General features: G+C 62.9%; 18 protein-coding genes. 2 read left to right on the forward strand and 16 right to left on the reverse strand.

The genetic code is table 11. The features are described from left to right. Positions 1-16 precede the first annotated feature (16 nt). The 16 genes from PSH86_RS13915 to PSH86_RS13990 form a co-directional block, all read right to left on the reverse strand. Positions 17-571 (reverse strand): DinB family protein, encoded by a 555-nt coding sequence (locus tag PSH86_RS13915; protein ID WP_305490269.1) that lies wholly within the window; start codon positions 569-571, stop codon positions 17-19. Positions 572-837: 266 nt separating this feature from the next. Next, positions 838-1,755, reverse strand: a complete 918-nt coding sequence (locus PSH86_RS13920; protein WP_109756185.1) for a dihydrodipicolinate synthase family protein — start codon at positions 1,753-1,755, stop codon at positions 838-840. Positions 1,756-1,903: 148 nt separating this feature from the next. Further along, complete coding sequence (locus tag PSH86_RS13925) at positions 1,904-2,932, reverse strand: proline racemase family protein (RefSeq protein ID WP_109756184.1); 1,029 nt, start codon at positions 2,930-2,932, stop codon at positions 1,904-1,906. 119 nt (positions 2,933-3,051) lie between these two features. Further along, entirely contained in the window at positions 3,052-3,774 is a 723-nt protein-coding gene (locus PSH86_RS13930) for an amino acid ABC transporter ATP-binding protein (protein ID WP_116832230.1), read from the reverse strand. Beyond that, the gene (locus PSH86_RS13935; RefSeq protein ID WP_116832231.1) at positions 3,767-4,417 is read right to left on the reverse strand and encodes an amino acid ABC transporter permease; all 651 of its coding nucleotides are present in this window, start codon (positions 4,415-4,417) and stop codon (positions 3,767-3,769) included. The genes PSH86_RS13930 and PSH86_RS13935 overlap by 8 nt, the downstream gene beginning before the upstream one ends. A 12-nt stretch (positions 4,418-4,429) precedes the next feature. Continuing rightward, entirely contained in the window at positions 4,430-5,098 is a 669-nt protein-coding gene (locus tag PSH86_RS13940; protein WP_109756181.1) for an amino acid ABC transporter permease, read from the reverse strand. Further along, on the reverse strand, positions 5,091-6,866 hold the full coding sequence (locus PSH86_RS13945) for an aconitase family protein (RefSeq protein ID WP_305490270.1): 1,776 nt from the start codon (positions 6,864-6,866) through the stop codon (positions 5,091-5,093). Before PSH86_RS13945 ends, PSH86_RS13940 begins: the two co-directional genes overlap by 8 nt. A 10-nt stretch (positions 6,867-6,876) precedes the next feature. After that, positions 6,877-7,695 carry a transporter substrate-binding domain-containing protein gene (locus PSH86_RS13950; RefSeq protein ID WP_109756179.1) on the reverse strand — a complete coding sequence of 273 codons (819 nt, stop codon included), beginning with the start codon at positions 7,693-7,695 and terminating at the stop codon, positions 6,877-6,879. 233 nt (positions 7,696-7,928) lie between these two features. Next, a complete protein-coding gene (locus tag PSH86_RS13955) occupies positions 7,929-8,678 on the reverse strand; it encodes an AraC family transcriptional regulator (RefSeq protein WP_176688006.1) in 750 nt (249 codons plus the stop codon). Between the two features lie 187 nt (positions 8,679-8,865). Next, entirely contained in the window at positions 8,866-10,122 is a 1,257-nt protein-coding gene (locus PSH86_RS13960) for an FAD/NAD(P)-binding oxidoreductase (RefSeq protein WP_305490271.1), read from the reverse strand. Further along, on the reverse strand, positions 10,119-10,355 hold the full coding sequence (locus PSH86_RS13965; protein ID WP_116832234.1) for a 2Fe-2S iron-sulfur cluster-binding protein: 237 nt from the start codon (positions 10,353-10,355) through the stop codon (positions 10,119-10,121). Before PSH86_RS13965 ends, PSH86_RS13960 begins: the two co-directional genes overlap by 4 nt. Beyond that, entirely contained in the window at positions 10,348-11,463 is a 1,116-nt protein-coding gene (locus PSH86_RS13970; RefSeq protein WP_232199958.1) for an FAD-binding oxidoreductase, read from the reverse strand. The genes PSH86_RS13965 and PSH86_RS13970 overlap by 8 nt, the downstream gene beginning before the upstream one ends. Next, positions 11,460-12,392: a 4-hydroxyproline epimerase gene (locus PSH86_RS13975; protein ID WP_305490272.1), complete on the reverse strand. Its 933-nt coding sequence runs from the start codon at positions 12,390-12,392 to the stop codon at positions 11,460-11,462. Before PSH86_RS13975 ends, PSH86_RS13970 begins: the two co-directional genes overlap by 4 nt. Before the next feature lie 126 nt (positions 12,393-12,518). Continuing rightward, positions 12,519-13,439 (reverse strand): hypothetical protein, encoded by a 921-nt coding sequence (locus PSH86_RS13980; protein ID WP_109756173.1) that lies wholly within the window; start codon positions 13,437-13,439, stop codon positions 12,519-12,521. Between the two features lie 133 nt (positions 13,440-13,572). Further along, positions 13,573-14,244 (reverse strand): GntR family transcriptional regulator, encoded by a 672-nt coding sequence (locus tag PSH86_RS13985; RefSeq protein WP_109756172.1) that lies wholly within the window; start codon positions 14,242-14,244, stop codon positions 13,573-13,575. A gap of 213 nt (positions 14,245-14,457) precedes the next feature. Beyond that, positions 14,458-15,624: an MFS transporter gene (locus tag PSH86_RS13990; RefSeq protein ID WP_305490273.1), complete on the reverse strand. Its 1,167-nt coding sequence runs from the start codon at positions 15,622-15,624 to the stop codon at positions 14,458-14,460. A gap of 137 nt (positions 15,625-15,761) precedes the next feature. Between PSH86_RS13990 and PSH86_RS13995 the strand changes: the two genes are divergently transcribed. Together PSH86_RS13995 and PSH86_RS14000 are read left to right on the forward strand one after the other, a co-directional pair. Continuing rightward, complete coding sequence (locus PSH86_RS13995; protein WP_109756170.1) at positions 15,762-17,153, forward strand: PLP-dependent aminotransferase family protein; 1,392 nt, start codon at positions 15,762-15,764, stop codon at positions 17,151-17,153. Between the two features lie 258 nt (positions 17,154-17,411). After that, positions 17,412-19,559, forward strand: a complete 2,148-nt coding sequence (locus PSH86_RS14000) for a TonB-dependent siderophore receptor (protein ID WP_305490274.1) — start codon at positions 17,412-17,414, stop codon at positions 19,557-19,559. Positions 19,560-19,565 lie beyond the last annotated feature (6 nt).

Raw genomic sequence — 19,565 nt, forward strand, 5'->3', positions numbered from 1 at the left:
CACACGGAGTATCGATTCAGTCAGGTAGATAGTCCCGCCAGACATGCCCTTCGTTGAGCCGCAGTTGTCGTTCTTCCTGTTGCCGGAACGGGCGGTCGCAATCGAGGAAAAATTCATCGAGCTGCGGCGGCTTGATGCCGGTGCCACTGAGCATCCCGTGGACTTGGCCACGGTGGTGGATCTGGTGTTCGAACAGGTGCAGCAACAGCCGGTCGATCCGCTCACGCACCACGCCGTCCACGCGTACCAGCTCAATGCAGCGGGCGAGGTCTCTTTCTCGCAGGCTTTCGCACAATGCCAGCAGTTGCCGGTCGGCTCGGGTTTGGCTTTCCTTCAGTTGGGCAAACGCCAAGGTTTCGGAAAAGTCCTTGATCTGGCCGTCCCGGTCACCTTCCAGGGCGGTCAGGTAATAGCGGTCCACTTCCAGAATATGGCAGAGCGTGCCTTGTATGGATGGGAAGAACCCCGTGCGCGGCGCCGCGTATTCGGCTTCGCTCAACTGCGCGCAGGCAGTGAGCAGTCGGTGATTGGCCCACTGATTGTTCAGGGCCTGGGCCAGGAAATAGTTCATGGGACACCTTGAATCCCTGTGGGAGCGAGCGTGCTCGCGATGATGGCGGCACATCCAGCATAGTCGATTCAGACAGACCGCTATCGCGAGCAGGCTCGCTCCCACAGTTTTATTGCGTGTGTTCACGATTCGGTATTCACCACCAATCCTGTGGGAGCGGGCTTGCTCGCGAAGACGGCGGCACATGCAGCATAGTCATATCAGACAGACCGCTTTCGCGAGCAAGCCCGCTCCCACACAGGGTGCCCTTGCTTCAGGGGGAAGTCCTAAAGCCCCACATCCGGCAACATCGGCCGATTCGCCAAAGCCTTGGCCATGATCTGCTCCACAAACAGCCGGTCCGCTTCCGGCAGGGCCAGGCGCGGCGGGCGGGTGAGGGCGCTGCCGCGGCCGGCGATGGCTTCGCACAGCTTGATGCATTGCACCAGGTCGGCGCGGGCGTCCAGGTGCAGGATCGGCATCAGCCATTCGTAGATCGGCATCGCTTCGGCAAAGCGCCCGGCGCGGGCCAGGCGGAAAATGGTCTCGCCTTCTTTCGGAAATACGTTGGACATGCCCGAGACCCAACCTTCGGCGCCCACGGCAAGGCTTTCCAGGACCACGTCGTCGAGACCTGCAAACAACACAAAACGGTCGCCGACTTCATTGCGTACGTCGATGAAGCGCCGGGTGTCGCCGGAGGAGTCCTTGAAACACACGACGTTGTCGCAATCGGCCAGGGAGATCAGAATGTCCGGGGTCACGTCGTTCTTATAGATCGGCGGGTTGTTGTAGACCATCAACGGCACGTCGGCATGCCGAGCGACGTAGCGGAAATGCTCGGCGGTCTCGAACGGCTTGGAGCCGTAGACCAGCGCCGGCATCAGCATCACTCCGTCGACCCCCACCTTGCGCACCGCGTTGGCGACCTTGGCCGCCTGCACGCTGGTGAACTCGGCCACGCCGCAGATCACCGGTACGCGGCCACGGGAGGCGTCCACCGCGACTTCGGTCACGGCGATCTTTTCCTCGGCGCTCAGGGAAGTGTTTTCCCCCACCGACCCGCAGACCACCAGGCCGGAAACGCCATCACGAATGACGTTGGAAATCACTTGGTGGGTTTTTTCCAGGTTGATGGAAAAATCATCGTTGAATTGGGTGGTGACGGCAGGGAAGACGCCGCTCCAGTTGATGCGTTTGCTCATGGTTGTCTCCGGTTGTTAGAGGTTTGTGGCGAGGGGATTTGTGGGAGCAAAGCTTGCTCGCGAAACGGGCGCCTCGGTTCCACCGAAGACCGCGTTATCTTCATCGCGGGCAAGCCTTGCTCCCACAGCAGGTGTGCAAATATGGAAATCACGCGCCCGGCCAGGTATCCGAAAGCCGATAGCCCTGCGGCCACGGATCGGCCGGGTCGAGCAACAGCTGATGGGTGCCGGTGATCCACGCGCGCCCGGCGATGCACGGATAAATCGCCGGGCGTCCGGCCACGTCGGTCAGCGAATCGATGCGGCAGTGGAATTCGGAGCCGATGATCGAGCGGCCGATAAAGCGTTCGCCGACTTGCATCAAACCTTTGGCGTGCAGTACCGCCATGCGCGCCGAGCAGCCGGTGCCGGTGGGGGAGCGGTCGATCTTGCCCGGCTGAATCACCACGGCATTGGCGCCAGTGGCGATGCCGTTTTCCTGGACGATGGGCGCGGCGATCTGGCAGAACGAGATGTGCGACCAGTCGGGGTTCAACGGATGGACAAAGCCCAGTTGTTCATTGGCGGCCCGGGTGATTTTCAAGCCCACGGCCACCAGCTCGGCGGCCTCGTCCGGGCGGATGGCGAAGCCCAGGCGCTGGGCGTCGACAATCACAAAACTGTCGCCGCCGTACGCCGTGTCCACCTGCAACGAGCCCAGGCCCTCGACTTCGATCCAGGCATCGAGGCGGTCGGCGAAGGAGGGCACATTCTTGATCTCGACCCGTTGCACCTTGCCGTCGCGGCAGTCGGCCACCGCTTCGATCAGGCCGCCCGGCGCTTCCAGCACCAAGCGGGTCTGGGGTTCGGTCATGGGCAGGATGCCGCTCTCCAGCAGCACGGTGGCGACGCACAACGAGTTGGAGCCGGACATCGGCGGGGTGTCGGCCGGCTCCATGATGATCCAGGCCATTTGCGCCCGTGGGTCCTTGGCCGGCACCAGCAGGTTGACGTGGCGGAATACGCCGCCACGGGGCTCGTTGAGGACGAAGTTGCGCAGGGTCTGGTCCTGGGCGATCCAGCGTGACTGTTCCCACACCGTGGCGCCGGGCGGTGGGGCAACGCCGCCGACGATCACATCACCGACTTCGCCTTCGGCGTGGCAGCTCACTACATGGATGATTTTCGATGAGCGCATGAGTCAAATCCTTGTGTTGTCTGTTCGGGCCTCATCGCGGGCAAGCCTTGCTCCCACAGGGTTCTGTGGCGTACACAAAAACAGTGTGGGAGCGAGCCTGCTCGCGATGAGGCCATTCGCTATTTCACCGATTTAAGGAAAGCCGCCGTCTCCGGCTGCATCGGATTGCCAATCACCTGGTCCGGCGGCCCGATCTCATGGACCCGGCCGTTGCAGAAGAACGCCACGCGGTCGGACACGTCCCGGGCGAAGCGGATCTCGTGGGTCACCAGCACCATGGTCATGCCGTCTTCGGCGAGCATGCGCATGGTGTCCAGCACTTCGCCCACCAGCTGCGGATCCAGGGCCGAGGTGGCTTCGTCGAACAGCATGTAGTCCGGCGACATCGCCAGGGCCCGGGCGATGGCCATGCGTTGTTGCTGGCCGCCGGAAAGCTTGCCGGGGAAGGCCTTGAGCTTGTCCCCCAGGCCCACATGCTCAAGCTGCTTCACCGCCAGCGCCTCGGCGTCCTGTCGGCTCTTGCCCAGCACCTTGCGCGGCGCCAGCATCACGTTTTCCAGCACGGTCAGGTGGGGGAAGGCGTTCCATTGCTGGAACACGATGCCGATCTTCTGCCGCAGGCGATTGAGGTCGGTGGCGTGGTCATGGACCTCGATGCCGTCCACGCGGATGCTGCCTTTCTGGATCGGCTCCAGGCCGTTGATGCACATCAGCAGGGTCGACTTGCCCGAGCCGGAACCGCCGATAATCGACACCACTTCACCTTTGTCCACCGTCAGGCTCACACCCTTGACCACTTCCAGGTCACCGAAGGACTTGTGCACGTTTTCGATCTCAATCATTTTCCTGCCACCTTCTTTCCAGACGTGCGCCGAGGCGGGCGACCACCAGGCTCATGACGTAGTAAATGAGCCCCGCGATGCACAGCACCAGCAGGGGTTCCTGAATGCGCGTGACGATGGTTTGCGAAGCACGCAGCAATTCGACGATGCCGATCCACATCACCAGCGCGGTGTCTTTCATCACGCCCAGTACCAGGTTCAGCCAGCCGGGAAAGGCCACCCGCGTGGCAATCGGCAGGACGATGAAACGCAGGTCCTGCACATAGCTCAGACCCAGTGACCGACTGGCCCGGCGGGTGCTCAACGGCACCGCCAGCACCCCACCGCGGACGATTTCGGTGAAGTACGCGGCGGCGTAGACCCCGAGGACGATGCAGCCCACCGCGAAGGCGCTGAGGTTCAGGCCGGCGATGCTCTTGAGGGAGTTGAACAGCACGAACTGGATCAGCAGCGGCACGCTGCGAAACGCGTCCAACACCCAGGCCAACGGCAGGCTGGCTCGCGGCAACAGGGCCCGCAACAGGCCGAACAGTAATCCGGCCAGGGTGCCCAGCAGGATCGACCAGACGGTCAGTTGCAACGTGACCCAGGCCCCGTCCAGCAAGAACAACAGATCGTTAACGGTGAGGCTTGTAGAGAACATGACCAACCCTCCTCAGTAACGAAACAGCCGCCAGGACAACAGCCGGGCCAGTCCGACGATCAGCTTGGCGATCAGGTAATACAGCACCGCCGCGAGGGCAAAGTATTCGAAGGTGCGGAAGGTCTTGACGTTGTATTCCTGGGTGACGCCAGTGAGGTCGTTGTTCAGGCCGACGACTACGCCCAGGGACGTCATCAGCACCGCCCAGACCATCTGGTTGGTCAACGGATAGAAGACGATGCGCAACAGTTGCGGGACGATGATCATCCGGTAGGCCTGGAAAGCGCTCATCCCCAGGGAGCGGGCGGCGCGCATTTGCGTACTCGGCACGGCCTTGAGGCCGCCACGGAAGTTTTCCGCCAGGTAACCGGCGTTGTTGAAGGTGATCCCGGCCAGCAGCGCCAGCCAGGAACTGACGTGCAGCCCGAGGGAGCCGAGGCCGAAGTAGAGGATGTAGATCTGGAACAGCGAGGGCGTGTTGCGGGCGATGGACACCCAGCCATTGCCCACGCCTCGCAGCAAGCGATTCGGGGCCTGGCGCATCACCGTCAGCACCAGGGCGATCAGCACGCCGAAGATCATCGACAGCGCAGCGGTCTCGAAGGTCACCCAGGCTCCGGCGAGCATGTCGGGCAGGGCGCGCAAGGCCGGACGCCATTGGAAGCTGTAGTCATCAAACATGGGTCGGGCTCCCCCTGCGGGCAGTGGGTTGCAGCCACATCGGCGGCTGGCCGGAGGTTGCGGCGGTGCAGGCGGCCTCGACGCATTCGGCAAGCGCGGCAAAGTGCACGCCGCGACCGACCAGGCCGGGTGCGTAGTGAGCGTATTTGCCGGAGTTGGTCATCAGCGTGGTGGCTTGGGGCGGGATCACCGGTTCGCCCAACATGCACCAGCAGGTGTCGGTCACCAACTCCGCGCCGAAGGCCTCGATGGCCGCCAGGTATCCGGCCTTGCGCGCCTGTTCCAATACCGTTCGCCCGCAGGTGATTGCCAGCACTACATACGGATGCTTGACCCGCCCCGCGCACAAGGTCGCGAGGGTGGCGAATTCGCTGAGGGAGAAATGCGGATTGCCCAGGGACACCACGTCCACCCAGTTGTCCCGGGCGCTGTTGAGCTCGCGCCAACTGGCGAGCAGGCCAGCGACATTGACGCTTTCCTGCGGCAAGGTGGCGTTCTCCATGACATTGGCAGGGTCGAGGGCTTCCGGCGTCACCCCGGCGATGTGGAACAACGGCGCGGCGCTGGTGGTGGCGAATGCGGCGCCGAAGGCCTTGAGGTCGTCCAGGCTCGGGGCGGCATGTTCCAGGCCGCGTATCAGCGGGATGCGCCGGCCCGCCAAAGCGCCGATGTGATAACCCAGCAGCGGATAGAAACTGTCATCGACGTTGCCCAGCGCCGGCACGTCGATGATCAGCCCGGCCTTGCGCCGGTCGTCGAGATGACAGCCAGTCAACGGCGCCCGTCCGCACAGGGCAATGCAGATGTCGAGGAAGTCCGGGTACTTCTGCGTGCGCGCTCCCAGCACGCTGTTGGCATAGACCACCGCGTTGGATTCGGCCCAGACGATTTGTTCGCCGGCCTTGGGCGCGGTGTCCAGCAGGTAGGGCGCGCAGGTGAAACTCAGTTGCGCGCCCATCGCCATGTAGGCATCGCCCAGGGCACTGGCCGGCTCGCCCAGGGCCGGATCGACACCCAGTTCGCGCCAGCGACGCTGGTCCACGGAGATGGAATTGAGGGTGGTGGGCACGCGGACTTTCGCGCCCCACCGCACCAGTTGTTCGGCAAAGCGCAGGCTCGCCGGGCCGGTGTAGATGCAGCCGTCGATGTGGGCCTGGGTCACGTTTAGCAGTTGCGTGGCGCCCTGGATCTCGGCCATGCGCAACACGATCTGCATCGCCACTTGGGCCGCCTTGCCGTGAGTGCCGTCGAGCAACGCTTGGTCCTGTTCGGTCAGGTCCAGGGTCGAGGGAGTGGGCGGCTGCCGGCAGACGTCCGAACCCTGCCAGCCGTCGTTGGGGCGGCGGCCAGACAGCGTCAGGACGTCGCCCTCGAGGCGGACAAAGCCCTGGCCGCGCAACCTGTTGAAAGCCTCGTGCCCCACGCACAATACCGGCAACGAGCGTTGGAAAATCACCTGGGCCACCAGCACGCCCAGGGTCAGGATTTCATCGGCTTCGGCCAGCACCAGGGCCGCAGGTGCATGGCCGTTGCTGATCAACTCCATCAAGACGCTGCTGCCGGTGCATGAGCCGCGTCCGCTGGGAATCGCCAATACGCGCCCGGTCAGGCGTTCACCGCTCAACGGGTGATGCCGATCGATGACCTCGCCACTGGCCGGATCGACTCCGCCCCAGAAACTCAGGCCGACTTCGGCGAACAGCAGGGCGCCCTCGGCGGCGCCCCCCACCAGACTGCGGCCTTTCACACGGACAGGCGTGCTTGGCATGCGCCGATCCTCAGTAGTAGACCTGGGGAACGGTCAGGTTGGCCGGCGGGATGTCGGTGCCGACCCATTTGACGAACAACTCCTTGTACCGCCCAGTGCGCACTTGCTGATTGACGAACAGGTTGAGGTAGTTGAGCAGGCCGTACTCGTTGCGCTTGGCGCCCAGGGACACGTAGTCGATGACATAGGGCGCATCGCCGGCGATCTTCAGGCCCTTGTACTTGCCCGACTTGATGGTCGCGGCGGCCACGGTGTTGGTCACCACGGTCGCGTCAATGTGCCCTTGGGCGACCGCCAGCAGGGTGTCGTTCTGCGACTGATAGGCGCGGAAACTGCCGCTGCCCCAGCTCTTCTGGTCCTTCTCCAGGGCGATGGCTTCGTAGGTACTGCTGGTGTTGCCCAGGTTCTTGCCCTTGAGGTCGGCGTAGCTGTTGATGCCGGTGTTGTCGCGGGTCAGCACGACCATTTGGAAAGCGAAGTAGGGCACGGTCAGGCCGACGGTCTTGGCCCGTTCCAAGGTGTCAGATGTGGAGGCGACGATCACATCGGCGCGGCCAGACAGCAGCGCGGGGATTCGGTCGGAGAACGGGGTTTCCACCACTTCGGCGTCCACACCGAGGACTTTCGCCAGATCGTGGCAATAGTCCACGTCGAATCCCGCCGGCTTATTGCTTTCATCGCGAAAGCCCATGGGTGGGAAGTCCAGGGTCACGGCGCAACGCAGCTTGCCCGAGCCGATGATGTCGTCGAGTTTGTCGGCGTGGGCGGGGGCAATGAGAAGCGGGGTGAGGACAACGCTGAGGGCTACGGCCAATGCAGGGTTTTTCATAAATGCCTCGCTGTCGAATAAATGCGGTGAGATATCGTATTGAGGATTTCGTATACGATATTAGATAAGCAATCGGCATGCCTGTTTGCGGTCGCGTCGCGGTAATGCCGCTGGAAGGCTGATCTAGAGGCTTTCAGGCCGCGCGGTACCACGTCGGGCAGGGGGCCGCGCTGGGGCTGTGTGTTACAGATGGGAGCAGCCATGGGGGGCGACGCCCCATCGGGGAACAGGCGTCAGTGCTGACTCTCGCGATACTGGCTGGGCGACAGGCTGGTCAGGGCACGGAACTGGCGGCTGAAGGCGCTGTGGTCGGTGTAGCCGCAGCGCAGGGCGATTTCGGTGATCGGCAGGTCTTTGTCGAGTAACAGCCGCGAGGCTTCTTCCAGGCGTGCCTTGTGAATCATCTGCCGCGGTGTGAGTTGGAAGATGCGTTTGCAGTGCCGCTCCAGTTGCGCCACCGACAATTGGGCAATGGCGGTCAGTTCGGCCAGGCTGATGGGGCGGGCGAAGTGGCTTTTGATATGAGCATCCACCGCTGCCAGTTTCTGGAAGGCTGGGTGGCTCGACTGGGGCAATTGCAGGTCACGGGAAATGCCGGCCAGGCCGACGACCTGGCCGTTTGGGTCATGCAGGGCGAGCTTGTGGGTCAGGCACCACACGGGTTGGTTGCCGTAATACAGATGCAGTTCGAGCTGGTCGGCCAACTCCCGGCCGCTGGCCAACACCCGGCGATCCTGTTCGGTGTACAGCGGGCCGAAGCGTTCGGGGAATACCTGTTCGGCAGTGAGGCCCAGCAGATCCGTGCTGTGTTTGAAACCGCAGCGCCGGGCCAGGGTCTGGTTGACGAAGGTGTAGCGGGCCTGCTTGTCCTTGATGAAAAACACCACGTCCGCGAGGGTGTCCAGCAGTGGGGCGATGGGTTGCAGGCTGCGCAGCAGGGTGTCCAGGTCACAGGGCGCGAGGGAAGTGAGCGAGGGATACATGGCCGGCGTCGTCTTTTTTGTGGAAGCGATGGCGCAGTGTCAATCGAAAATGCGCTGCCTGTCACGCCGCTATCGCGAGCAGGCTCGCTCCCACATGGGGTCCTGCGGTGCCGCAAAGTTGAAGTTCACCTCAAATCCCTGTGGGAGTTTGTGGTGAGTACAGGTCTGAGTGGGATGTGTGTCGGGTTCAGGTGGGTGGGGTTTCTTCCAGGGCCAGCAAGGTCTCGATCCGCGCCGGGCTGAAGGGCGGGCGGGGTGTGGGCAGTGTCCAGCCGAACAGGTGTTCCAAGGCGGCGCCGCACACTCGGCCCTGGCATGCGCCCATGCCGCAGCGGCTGGCCAGTTTCGCTTCGCGCCAGTTTTCATGGTCGACCAGTTCGCCATAGGGCACGTCTTCGCAGCGGCAAACCAGGGTGTCAGCCGTGGCCAGGGTCTTGAGCTGTGGATCGAGGGTGAAGGCTTTGTTCAATGCCTGGGCGAAACCCTGCCAACGGGCACGACGCGACCACAGGCGCTGGGCGGCGGCGGTATTGCCGACGGCGGCGTGGCCGGCGATGGCGCCTTCCACCAGGGCCAGTTCACTGCCGCCAAAACCGGTGCATTCTCCGGCGGCGTAATGTTCGACGCGGGTGGTGGCTTGCCAGGCGTCAACGGCCAGGGCCTGGTGTTCAACTGCGCAGCCCAGGGCCTGGCCGAGCTGGGTGTTGGGAATCAGCCCGAAGCCACAGGCCAGCCGATCGCAAGCCAGTTCGATCGTCTTGCCTTGTTGCAGCAGGCGCACGCCCTCGAGTCGCTCCCGACCGAGCGCCTCCAGCACATGGGTGTCGGTGCGGTAGTGTCGGTCGAACAAACTGAACGCTTGGAAGAGCTTGCCCGGCCAGCGTGGCAATTGCGCGGCGAAACCGCTCACGGCGGCGCGGCTGGCCTGCTCGGCGATCCGTAGTATCTGTGCCCCCTGATGTTTCGCCGTGGCGGTGCTGGCCAACAACAGAGGTCCACTGCCAGCGATCACCAGCCGTTCGCCGCGCACCGGCAGGCCACCCTTGATCAGTGCCTGCAAGCCGCCAGCTCCGGTCACTCCGGGCAACGTCCAGCCGGGGAAGGGCAGCAGCAACTCCCGGGCGCCAGTGCAGAGGATCAAGCGCTCGTAAGTGATCTGCCAGCCGCGCTCGGCATTCTCCACCAACAGGGTTTTGTCTCCTGCACAGGCGATTACCCGCGCGCCAGCGTGACAGCGGACGTTAGTGCAGGCATGCAATCGGTCTCGCAGACGGCGTGCCTGGGTCGGCAGGTTGGCCTGGGGACCGTCGCGCCAGATCTGCCCGCCCGGTAGCGGATTGTCGTCCAGCAGCACAATGCGCGCGCCGCTGCTTGCTGCGGCGAGGGCGGCGGCCATGCCGGCGGGGCCGGCACCGATGATCAGCAGGTCGGTGGTTTCGTTCATGGTCGGGTCTGCACGTGCATGCCGTCGTGGCAAAGGGTTTGGCAGGCCAGGCGTCGACGGCCGTCGATCAGCACCCGGCATTCCTGGCAGATGCCCATGCCGCACAAGGGCGCCCGGCGCTGACCGCTGACCGAGGTACGACTACAGCCGTCCGCCCCCAAGGCCAATGCCGCCGCGACGCTGGTGCCATCAGCGACTGACAGGGGGCGACCGTCCAGGAATAAGTCAGGCATGGGCCGGTTCTCCGAGAAAGCGCTGTGGCAGGTAAGCTTGAGGGGCAAGCGGCGAGGTTTCGTTGAACAGTTGGGCGACCAGCAAATCGGCCGTTGCGGGCGCCGTCGTGACGCCCAGGCCTTCGTGACCGACTGCCAGCCACAGGCCCTTGCGCTGCGGATGCTGGCCCACCAACGGCAAGCCGTCGGGGCTTGCTGCGCGAAAACCGGTCCAGGCACGAATGCCGTTGAGCTGCGCCAGCCCCGGCAGGTATTCGACGGCGCGCTTGAGCATCTTCGCCAGCATCCAACCTTCCACCTGTGGGTCGACGGTGCCGAACTGCCGCGAGGCGCCGATGAACAATTGCCCCGTTGGGCGTGGCTGGATATTGCACGCCACCGACGGCCCGCTGGCGTTGTGGGCGCTGGTGACATAGCCCAGTTCCACCAACGTGTGGGTGACCGTGGCGGGGTAGCGATCAGTGATCAGCAGGTGACCTTTTTTCGCTTCGATGGGCAGCTCCGGACACAGCTCGGTGGCCTGGATGCCATTGGCCAGGACTACCGCGTCGGCGCTCAGCCAGCGACCATCGTCAAGGCGCACGCGCTGGCCGTCGACTTCGCTGACGCGGGCGCGCTGCTGGCGAATGTTGGGCGCGTCGAGCATCCAGCGCGCGGCAGCCGGGGCGTAGAGAATGCCGTCACCCTTGATCAGCAGCCCGCCTTCCAAACCTTCGCGCAATTGGGGTTCACGCTGATGCAGGGCGGCGCGGCCAATCAGTTCGCAGGCTTCGCCATGGGCCAGCAGGTTCAGGTATTTACTGTGGGCCACCGCCATTTCCTCGGCATTGGCCGCCAGCCACAGGGTGCCGTTGTTGCGCCAGGCGCAGGCCTCGGGCAGGGCCGGGGCCAGTTCGCGCCAGCGTTGCAGGGAATATTGACTGAGGGCCAGTTCCGCCGGGTTGTCATCCAGCACCAGCAGGTGGCCCATGCCAGCCGCCGTCGCGCCGTGCCAACCAGCGTCGAGCACCAGGACTTTCAAGCCGCGTTGGGCCAATGTTCGAGCGCAGGCAGCGCCGATGATGCCGGCACCGATGATGATCACGTCGGCGACCTGGCCCTCGCTCACGGACGAATGCCCCAGGCGAACGGGTCATCCGCTTCGATGACCAGCGTGGTCTCGGCACTGATGTAGGCACGGCCGCGAATGGTCGGCACGATGCGTTCGCCCGAGCGTTCATAGGAGCCCTCGAACTCGCTGCCAATGACACTGGCCTGGCGCCAGATCTGGCCGGGTTGCAGTTTTCCATCGGCGGCCAGGCACGCCAGTTTGGCGCTGGTGCCGGTGCCGCACGGGGAGCGGTCATAGGCCTTGCCCGGGCAGAGCACGAAGTTGCGGCTGTCGGCTTGCGGGTCGTCGGCGAACAGTTCGATGTGGTCGATCAGGCCGCCGTCCTCTCCGCGAAAACCCTGCTGCTCCAAGGCTTGCTGCACGGCGTAGGTATAGGCGGTCAACACGTCGAGATTATCGCCGGCCACGCGCTGGCTATGCTCGGCGATCAGGAAAAACCAGTTGCCACCCCAGGCCACATCGCCCACCACCGGGCCGATGCCGGGCACCTCCAGGGCCAGTGCCTTGCGGTAACGGTAGGCCGGCACGTTGCGCACGCTGACCGAACGGTCCTCATGCAAGGTTGCTTGCACCGTGCCCACCGGGGTTTCGATGCTGTGCACACCGGGGCCGATCCTGCCCAGATGGGCCAGTGACGCCACCAGGCCGATGGTGCCGTGGCCGCACATGCCCAGATAGCCGCTGTTGTTGAAGAAGATCACTCCGGCACAGGCGCTCGGGTCCACCGGCTCGCAGAGCAGCGCCCCCACCAGCACATCACTGCCTCGCGGTTCCAGCACGCAGGCGGTGCGCCAGGCATCGTGCTGCTCGGCCATACGCTGCCTGCGCTCGGCCATGCTGCCCTGGCCCAGGTCAGGAAAACCGTCGGTGACCAGTCGGGTCGGTTCGCCGCCGGTATGGGAATCGATCACGGTGATGCGTTTCATGGGGGGCCACGTCCGTTCAGATGAGTGAACGCAAGCGTGGCCCGCGCCGGGGGGCGACGGCTTGATGGATTTATCTGCCGCTGATGACGAAATCGGCACAGTACGGCAGCAGCCAGGTGAGCCTGATCAGGCGTTCCTGTCTTGCCATCGCCATTCGATATGCTCGGTATTGATCCCCAAGGCCTCGAACTTCTCGGCCACATACCGCAGGCAGGCGCCGCCGTCGGGCCTGTAATGCCCGGAAGCATCGTTGACCATGGCGATCACATGGTCCATACGATGTTCGGTGACCTTGAGCTCCCCGGCACACATGACCGGCCTGCCACTGCCAAGCTGGCTATGCCTGACGTAGTTGGCCCGGTCGCTATGCTCCCAGCGCTTATAGATAATGGCGTGTTCGGGTGTATAGACCCATGTGTAACTATTGGACTGGTCGTTGGGGGCGAGCAGTTCACTGGTGTGTGTCTTCAGTTGATTGCCGATCAACTGACCGTCCCACATTCCGATCAACTGACCCACGCCGTCTATTTTCGATGGGTCATAACAGCGCCAATGCATCAGGTCGCCGATAAAGGGCATCCACCTGATCGGATAGGTCTGGGCGCTGAGATCGATGGATCTATGGTCGGAATTCTTCCAGTCGGAAAAGTGAACATGACCTGACCATACGAATTGCAAGTGCGCGGATGAGTTTCTGAGCCATGTGTCGATCCGTTTGAATGAGGTATTGGCATAGATGTCATTGGCTTTGATCAGCACCGATTCCAGCGCCCAGTCATCAGAAGCGATCGGGTGTGCGACGGGCACCTGGTAGAGGGCCAGTCCGTCAATTTCCCCGAGCGAGATACGTGCTCGACCGAACATCCGGGCAATGTCGATATCCACGTGGATGACTTGCCCCACTCTGGGGGCTTCGCAGAACAATTGCATCTGGCCCAGGGGGCCCATCGAGATATAGATGCTGTCGTCCGTGCCCGCCCAGTTTTGATTCTTTATGGAAGCTGTAACAGAAAGGCTGTCGATGAAGGTGTCGAATGGAGGTGTCATGGTTGAAAGCAAGTGTCTGTTTCAGATAACGAAGGCACCTGATTCTAGGGCGGCGTCGGACAGTCGCTGCGGTACATATGTATAGGTCCTCAAGAATACCGGGTCGATCATCGACTCGGTATTTCGGGCGGGCTCAATGGTTCGAAGGCAGGAACTCGAACAGCGTCTTGCAGACCCCGGCGATGTGTTCGTCCAACAGCTTCACCGCCCGTTCGACATCACCGGCACGGCAGGCGTCGAGGATTTCCCGGTGCTCGTGGTCGGCGCGCTCCTTGCCGGCGGAGAGGCTCATTTGCATGCGCAGATAGCGCTCCAACTTGTCGTGGACCGAACGGATCAAGCTCACCAGGAAGGGCCGTTGGGCCGGTTCGTAGAGACAGGCATGCAGCTGCCAGTTCAGTTCGGCCCAACGACCCACGTCGTCTTCACCGATGAATTCACGGCAGATGCTCTCGGCCCGGGCGAAGGTCTCTTCGGTCATATTGGGAATCGCCAGGCGCAACGCCTTGTCCTCCAGCAGCATCCGCACCTCGAACATCTGCGCCAGCTCCGCCTCGGAAATGCGCGTCACCATCGCTCCGCGATTACGCTGGAACATCACCAGGCCCTCGGCCTCCAGACGCTTGAGGGCTTCGCGTACGGGGATCTTGCTGACGTTGAACTGGCGGGCGATGTCGTCCTGGCGAATCGGCTCGTCCTCGGCAAAGTGCCCAGCCACGATGGCATCGCGCAGGTGGCGGGTAATGATTTCCGAAGTGGAGGGGGTGTTGCCCAGGTCGGGCAGGTTGAATTTGGATAAAGTCACGGCGGAGAGTCGTTCGGCTTAGATGGGGATATGGTATACGACTTTGCGGGGCGTAGTGTCCCAGTGGGGTTTAGCCAGCCCTGTTTGCACCGGGGATAAAGTCGACTCTGTGGCGAGGGAGCTTGCTCCCGCTGGGCTGCGCAGCAGACCTGAGATTTTGCGATTGCTGCGCAATCGAGCGGGAGCAAGCTCCCTCGCCACAAGGTTTTGTGTTCAACCATGGGACAGTTGGGTCACATAGGCCTGCGTCCGGACGATACGCCATCCAGTGACAGACGCCCCAGCCAGCAGCGCCAGGCCGAACACGATCAACGCCACGTCAGCGCCAAAAACGTCAGCCAGCAGCCCGGTCACCACCACCGGGATGCTGAACCCGACATAGGCGAACAGGAAGAATCCGGCGCTGACCCGGGCCTTTTCCACGCCGGCCATGGCGGTGACGGCTGACAGCCCGCCCAGGTACAGGAAGCCATAGCACGCACTGCTGGCACCCAGCGCACCAAGCAATACGGCGGCCAAGGAACCGGCACTCGCGCCCCAGGCCAGCAACGCGTAGCTCACCGGCAGGATCAACAGCCCCAGGCCCGTAGCCCTGGCCGGTTGCATGCGCCGAACCCAGGGTTGGAAGAGCAAGCCGCAACTGATGACCGTGAAGGTCGACAAGCCAGACCAACGCTGCAAATCGTGAGTCGCCAGCACCGAGGGCAATATGGCGATGACCAGGCCCGAGGTCGCCCAGGCCAACAGCATGGAAAAGCTGTAGGGCAGGCTGCCGGCGGGAAACAACGGCAGGCGCAGCAGCGGTGCGTCTTTGATTTTCCGCGCCGGGTCCGGTAGCCGCCAGACCACGCCGATCGCCATGGCCGCCAACATCAGTTGCAACCAGAAGCTGCCGGGAGTGGCGCTGTGATGGACGAACAGGAAGAGACTGGTCAACGCCGCGCCCAGGCCAAACCCCAGGGAAGTGCTGGCGGTGACCCGGTTGGCCGGCGAGCGGGGGTCGCCGGTTGCCATGAGCTCGGCCATATAGGCGGTCGATGTGGCCGAAGCCAGCCCTGTGCCGATTCCCATCATCAGGCGTGCCACGCCCAGGGCCTCCAGGCTTGGCCAGAGCAGTGTCACCAGCGTCGCCAGCATCGACAACCCGAGCGCGACCAGGATCAACGGCTTGCGCCCCACCCGGTCGGCGAGCCCGCCGAATGCCAGCAAGACGGGCAGGACGCCCAGCACATAACCGGAAAACGCCACCGCCGTGGCGCCGGCCCCATAGCCGGACAACTGCGCATAGGTGGTGTACAGCGGCGCCTGCAAGTTGACCGCGAGGGTGATCAGGCAAAGGCCGAAAGCCAGTCCCCAGGAGTGTCGATGCTGTGGGTTCAAGGGTATTCCTTAAAGGGTGTGCATGAGGTCCCGGGGACTATCACTGCCGGGCACACCGCAAACAAGGAACAGACGTCGGCCATTTGTGTTTAACTGTTTTCTGAAAAATCGAGAACACTTAGTCAAGAGTGCCCGCCGTGGATCTGAAGATTGATCGCAACGTTGCCGAGCCCGTGATCCGGCAGCTCGTGACGCACCTCATGGGCTGGATCAATGCCCATGGCATTCGTCCTGGCACACGGATGCCGTCCATTCGCCAACTGGCCCGGGAAAATGGCCTGAGCCTGTCGAGCGTGATCAAGGCCTATGATCAACTGGTCGCCAGCGGGGTGCTGGAGTCCCGGCATGGCGCGGGTTTTTTTGTCGCGCAGCGGTTGGCCCGGCCGGTAGCGCCGGCACCTGAAGCGGATAACGCACCGTGGCGGTTGTTCGACAATGAATCGACGCAGCTCAAGCTGGGGTGTGGCTGGCTGCCCGACGCCTGGCGCGATGACACCGACCTGGGCCAGGCGATCCGCCAGGTGGTGCGCAGCGACAACCACGCGTTGTTCAACTACAGCACCCCGTTAGGCTCGCCGCATCTGCGCCTGCACATTCAAAAGCGCCTGGGTCTGATCGACATTCACGTCGACCCGGCGCAGATCATCACCACCCAAGGCGCCAGCCAAGGCCTCGACCTGCTGGTGCGAACCCTGCTCAAGCCCGGTGACCTGGTGCTGGTGGAAAGCCCCGGCTACTACAACCTGTTCAATCTGCTGAAGCTGCATGGGGTCAAGACCCTGGCGGTGCCAAGAACCGCGCAAGGCCCGGACATCGTTCGCCTGGAACAGCTTCTCGGCGAGCATAAGCCCTCGTACTTCTTCATCAACAGCATGTACCAGAACCCCACCGGAACCAGCCTGGCGCCGAGCGTGGCCTATCGTTTGCTGCAACTGGCAACGGCCCATGACTTTCGCCTCATCGAGGACGACATTTACGCCGATTTCCAGAATGGCCCGACGTCACGCCTGGCCTCCCTGGATGCCCTGGACCGGGTGATCTACCTGGCGAGCTTTTCCAAGACGCTGTCCAGTTCGTTGCGCATCGGCTACGTGGTCGCCCATCCCGACATCATCCAGCGTCTGGCCGAAGTCAAGATGATTACCGGCATCGGTTGTTCGTTGCTGGCGGAAAACGTGGTGGCGACGTTGCTGGCCAACGGCGCCTATCGCAAGTTGATCCAGCGCTTGCGCCAGCGCCTGAACAAGCAGATGGCAAGTACGCTGCGCCAACTGGACCCGGCCCATTGGGAGGTATTTGCCGAGCCGATGGGGGGCATGTTCGTCTGGGCCAGGCCGCGGGGCCTGGCGGCACAACGGGTGCAGCAGATTGCCCGGGAACTGCAAATCCAATTGTCCCAGGGCTCGACGTTCCTGCCTCAGGGTGAGGACTGCGACTGGTTGCGGTTGAATGTGGCTTATACCCAGGATCATCGTGCGCAGGTGTTCTTCCAGCGGGTGGAGCAGGAGTCGATTGCGGCGGGCCAATAGGGTATGGGGGGATTGTTCTGGCGCTATCGCGAGCAAGCTTTGCTCCCACAGGGGCGAGCAGGGGCAATCACAAGACTTGTACCGCTATAGATCCCTGTGGGAGCAAAGCTTGCTCGCGATGGCGGACTGGTCAGTCACAAAAAATACCAGTGTTAATGGGAATAGATATCAAACGACAATGAGTTACTGTATCTTTCGCGACACATTTTTGTCAGCCTCCCGATGTGGGTGGCTTGTTTCCATTAGGATTGTGCACCGATGCGTCGGATTCTCGTTTCACTGTGTGTGCTCCAGGCTTATTCCGTTTCCACCTGGGCTGAAGAGCCAACCCCTGCCAACCCCGCGACCCTCGAGCTGCAAGCCACGGACATCGTCGGCGCTGCAGACTATGAGTCAGCACAGGGCCCGGTGAAGGGCTATCACGCCACCCGCTCAGCCAGTGCCACCCGTACCGACACGGCGATCCATGAAACCCCGCAATCCATTTCCGTCGTGTCCCGCGATGTGGTCGAAGACCTCAGTGCCACGCGCCTGCAAGACGCCCTCGATTACGCCGGCGGGGTAGGCCGGGCCAACAACTTCGGTGGCCAGGGCCTGACCACCTTCACCGTACGCGGTTTCACTACCGGGGAGTTCTACCGTAACGGCTTCCCGATCAACCGTGGCTACCCGAACATGCCGGACGCCAATACCATCGAGCGGTTAGAGGTCCTGCGCGGCCCAGCCACCATGCTCTATGGCCGTGGCGACCCGGGCGGTACCTTCAACGTGGTGTCCAAACAACCGTTGGCCGAGCGCAAGGTGACCCTGGGCAGCCAGGTCAGCGACCAGGGGATGCGTCGCGGTACGCTCGATGCGTCCGGTCCATTGGACGAAGAAGGGCGCCTGGCTTATCGCCTGAACGTGATCGGCGAGGGCGGTGATACGTTCCGTGATCACGTCGAGACCGAGCGCTACGGTGTTGCGCCAGTGGTGACCTGGCAGGTCAACGACACCACGCGCCTGACCTTCGAAGGCGATTTCATGCGTAACAATGCGCCGTTGGATCGTGGCTTGACTCATTACGCCGGCCAGCGCGGCACCGCGTCGCGCGATACGTTCTTCGGCGAAAAAGACGCCGGCAAGCTGCACAACGACAACAACATGTTGCAGGTGCGTTTCGAGCACATGCTCAACGACGACTGGACCCTGGCCGGCGGTACCCAATGGCTCGATGGCACCTTGCAGGGTAATGCCGTGGAAGGCAACGGCATTGCCGCCGATGGGCGTACCCTGGGTCGCAACTTCAACTACCGCAAGCTGGAATGGACCGACCGCGACACCCAACTCAACCTCACCGGGCATTTCTCCACCGGCGGGTTCGAGCACACGCTGTTGACGGGCATCGAGTATGAAGACTACGACTACCAGTCCATCATCCAGCGCTCCGCCGCGGGCACCGGTGCCTACCCGATCGATATCTTCGACCCGGTGTATGGCCAGCCGCGTCCGGCACTGACGCGTACGCCCACCGATGACCAGGAAAATCTCAAGACGTTTGGCGTATTCGTGCAGGATCAGGTGGCGTTGACTGAGCGCCTGAAGGTGTTGGCTGGGGCGCGGTTTGAGCGATTCGAGCATGAGTACGAATCCTTCGTCCCTCAGGCTCGGCCCGGTAGCCGTAACTGGGACAAGACTGAAAATGCTGTCACCCCACGCCTGGGGGTGATCTACGATCTGACCGATACCGTTGCGCTCTACGCCAACACCGCGCGCTCGTTCAAACCCAACACCGGAGCCAGTCGCCAGGGGCTGGGTGAGGGGTTTAAGCCGGAAGAGGGCAAGTCCTACGAAATGGGCGTCAAGTGGGAAGCGCTGGATCGTCAGTTGAGCGTTGATGCGGCGATCTACCAGATTGAAAAGCGCAACGTACTCACGCCCGATCCGCTGGATTCCACCTTCAACGTGGCTGCCGGGGAAGTGCGCAGCCGTGGTTTCGATTTGAATGTGGCGGGCAATTTAACGCCAGAATGGCGCGTGATCGGTGGCTACGCGTATGTAGATGCCGAAGTGACCAAGGACATCAATATCCCAACCGGCACCCGCTTGCTCAACGTGCCCAAGAACTCCTTCAGCCTGTTGAACGTCTACGAGTTCCAGGACGGTGGCCTCAAGGGGCTCGGCCTGGGCCTGGGCGCCAAGTACGTCGATGAGCGGGCCGGCAATACGGCGGCCAGCACCTTTACCATGGACAGCTACACCGTCGTCGACCTGCTCGGCTACTACAAGGTCAACGAGCGGATCCGCCTCAACCTGGACCTGAAGAACCTGTTCGACGCCGACTACGAAGAGGGTGCATTCGGTGGCGTCTATGCCTACCCAGGCGCACCGCGGACCGTGCAGGCCGGCATCTCCTACACGCTCTGAATCCAG

The organism is Pseudomonas sp. FP2300 (genome assembly GCF_030687595.1).
Classification (GTDB): domain Bacteria; phylum Pseudomonadota; class Gammaproteobacteria; order Pseudomonadales; family Pseudomonadaceae; genus Aquipseudomonas; species Aquipseudomonas bijieensis.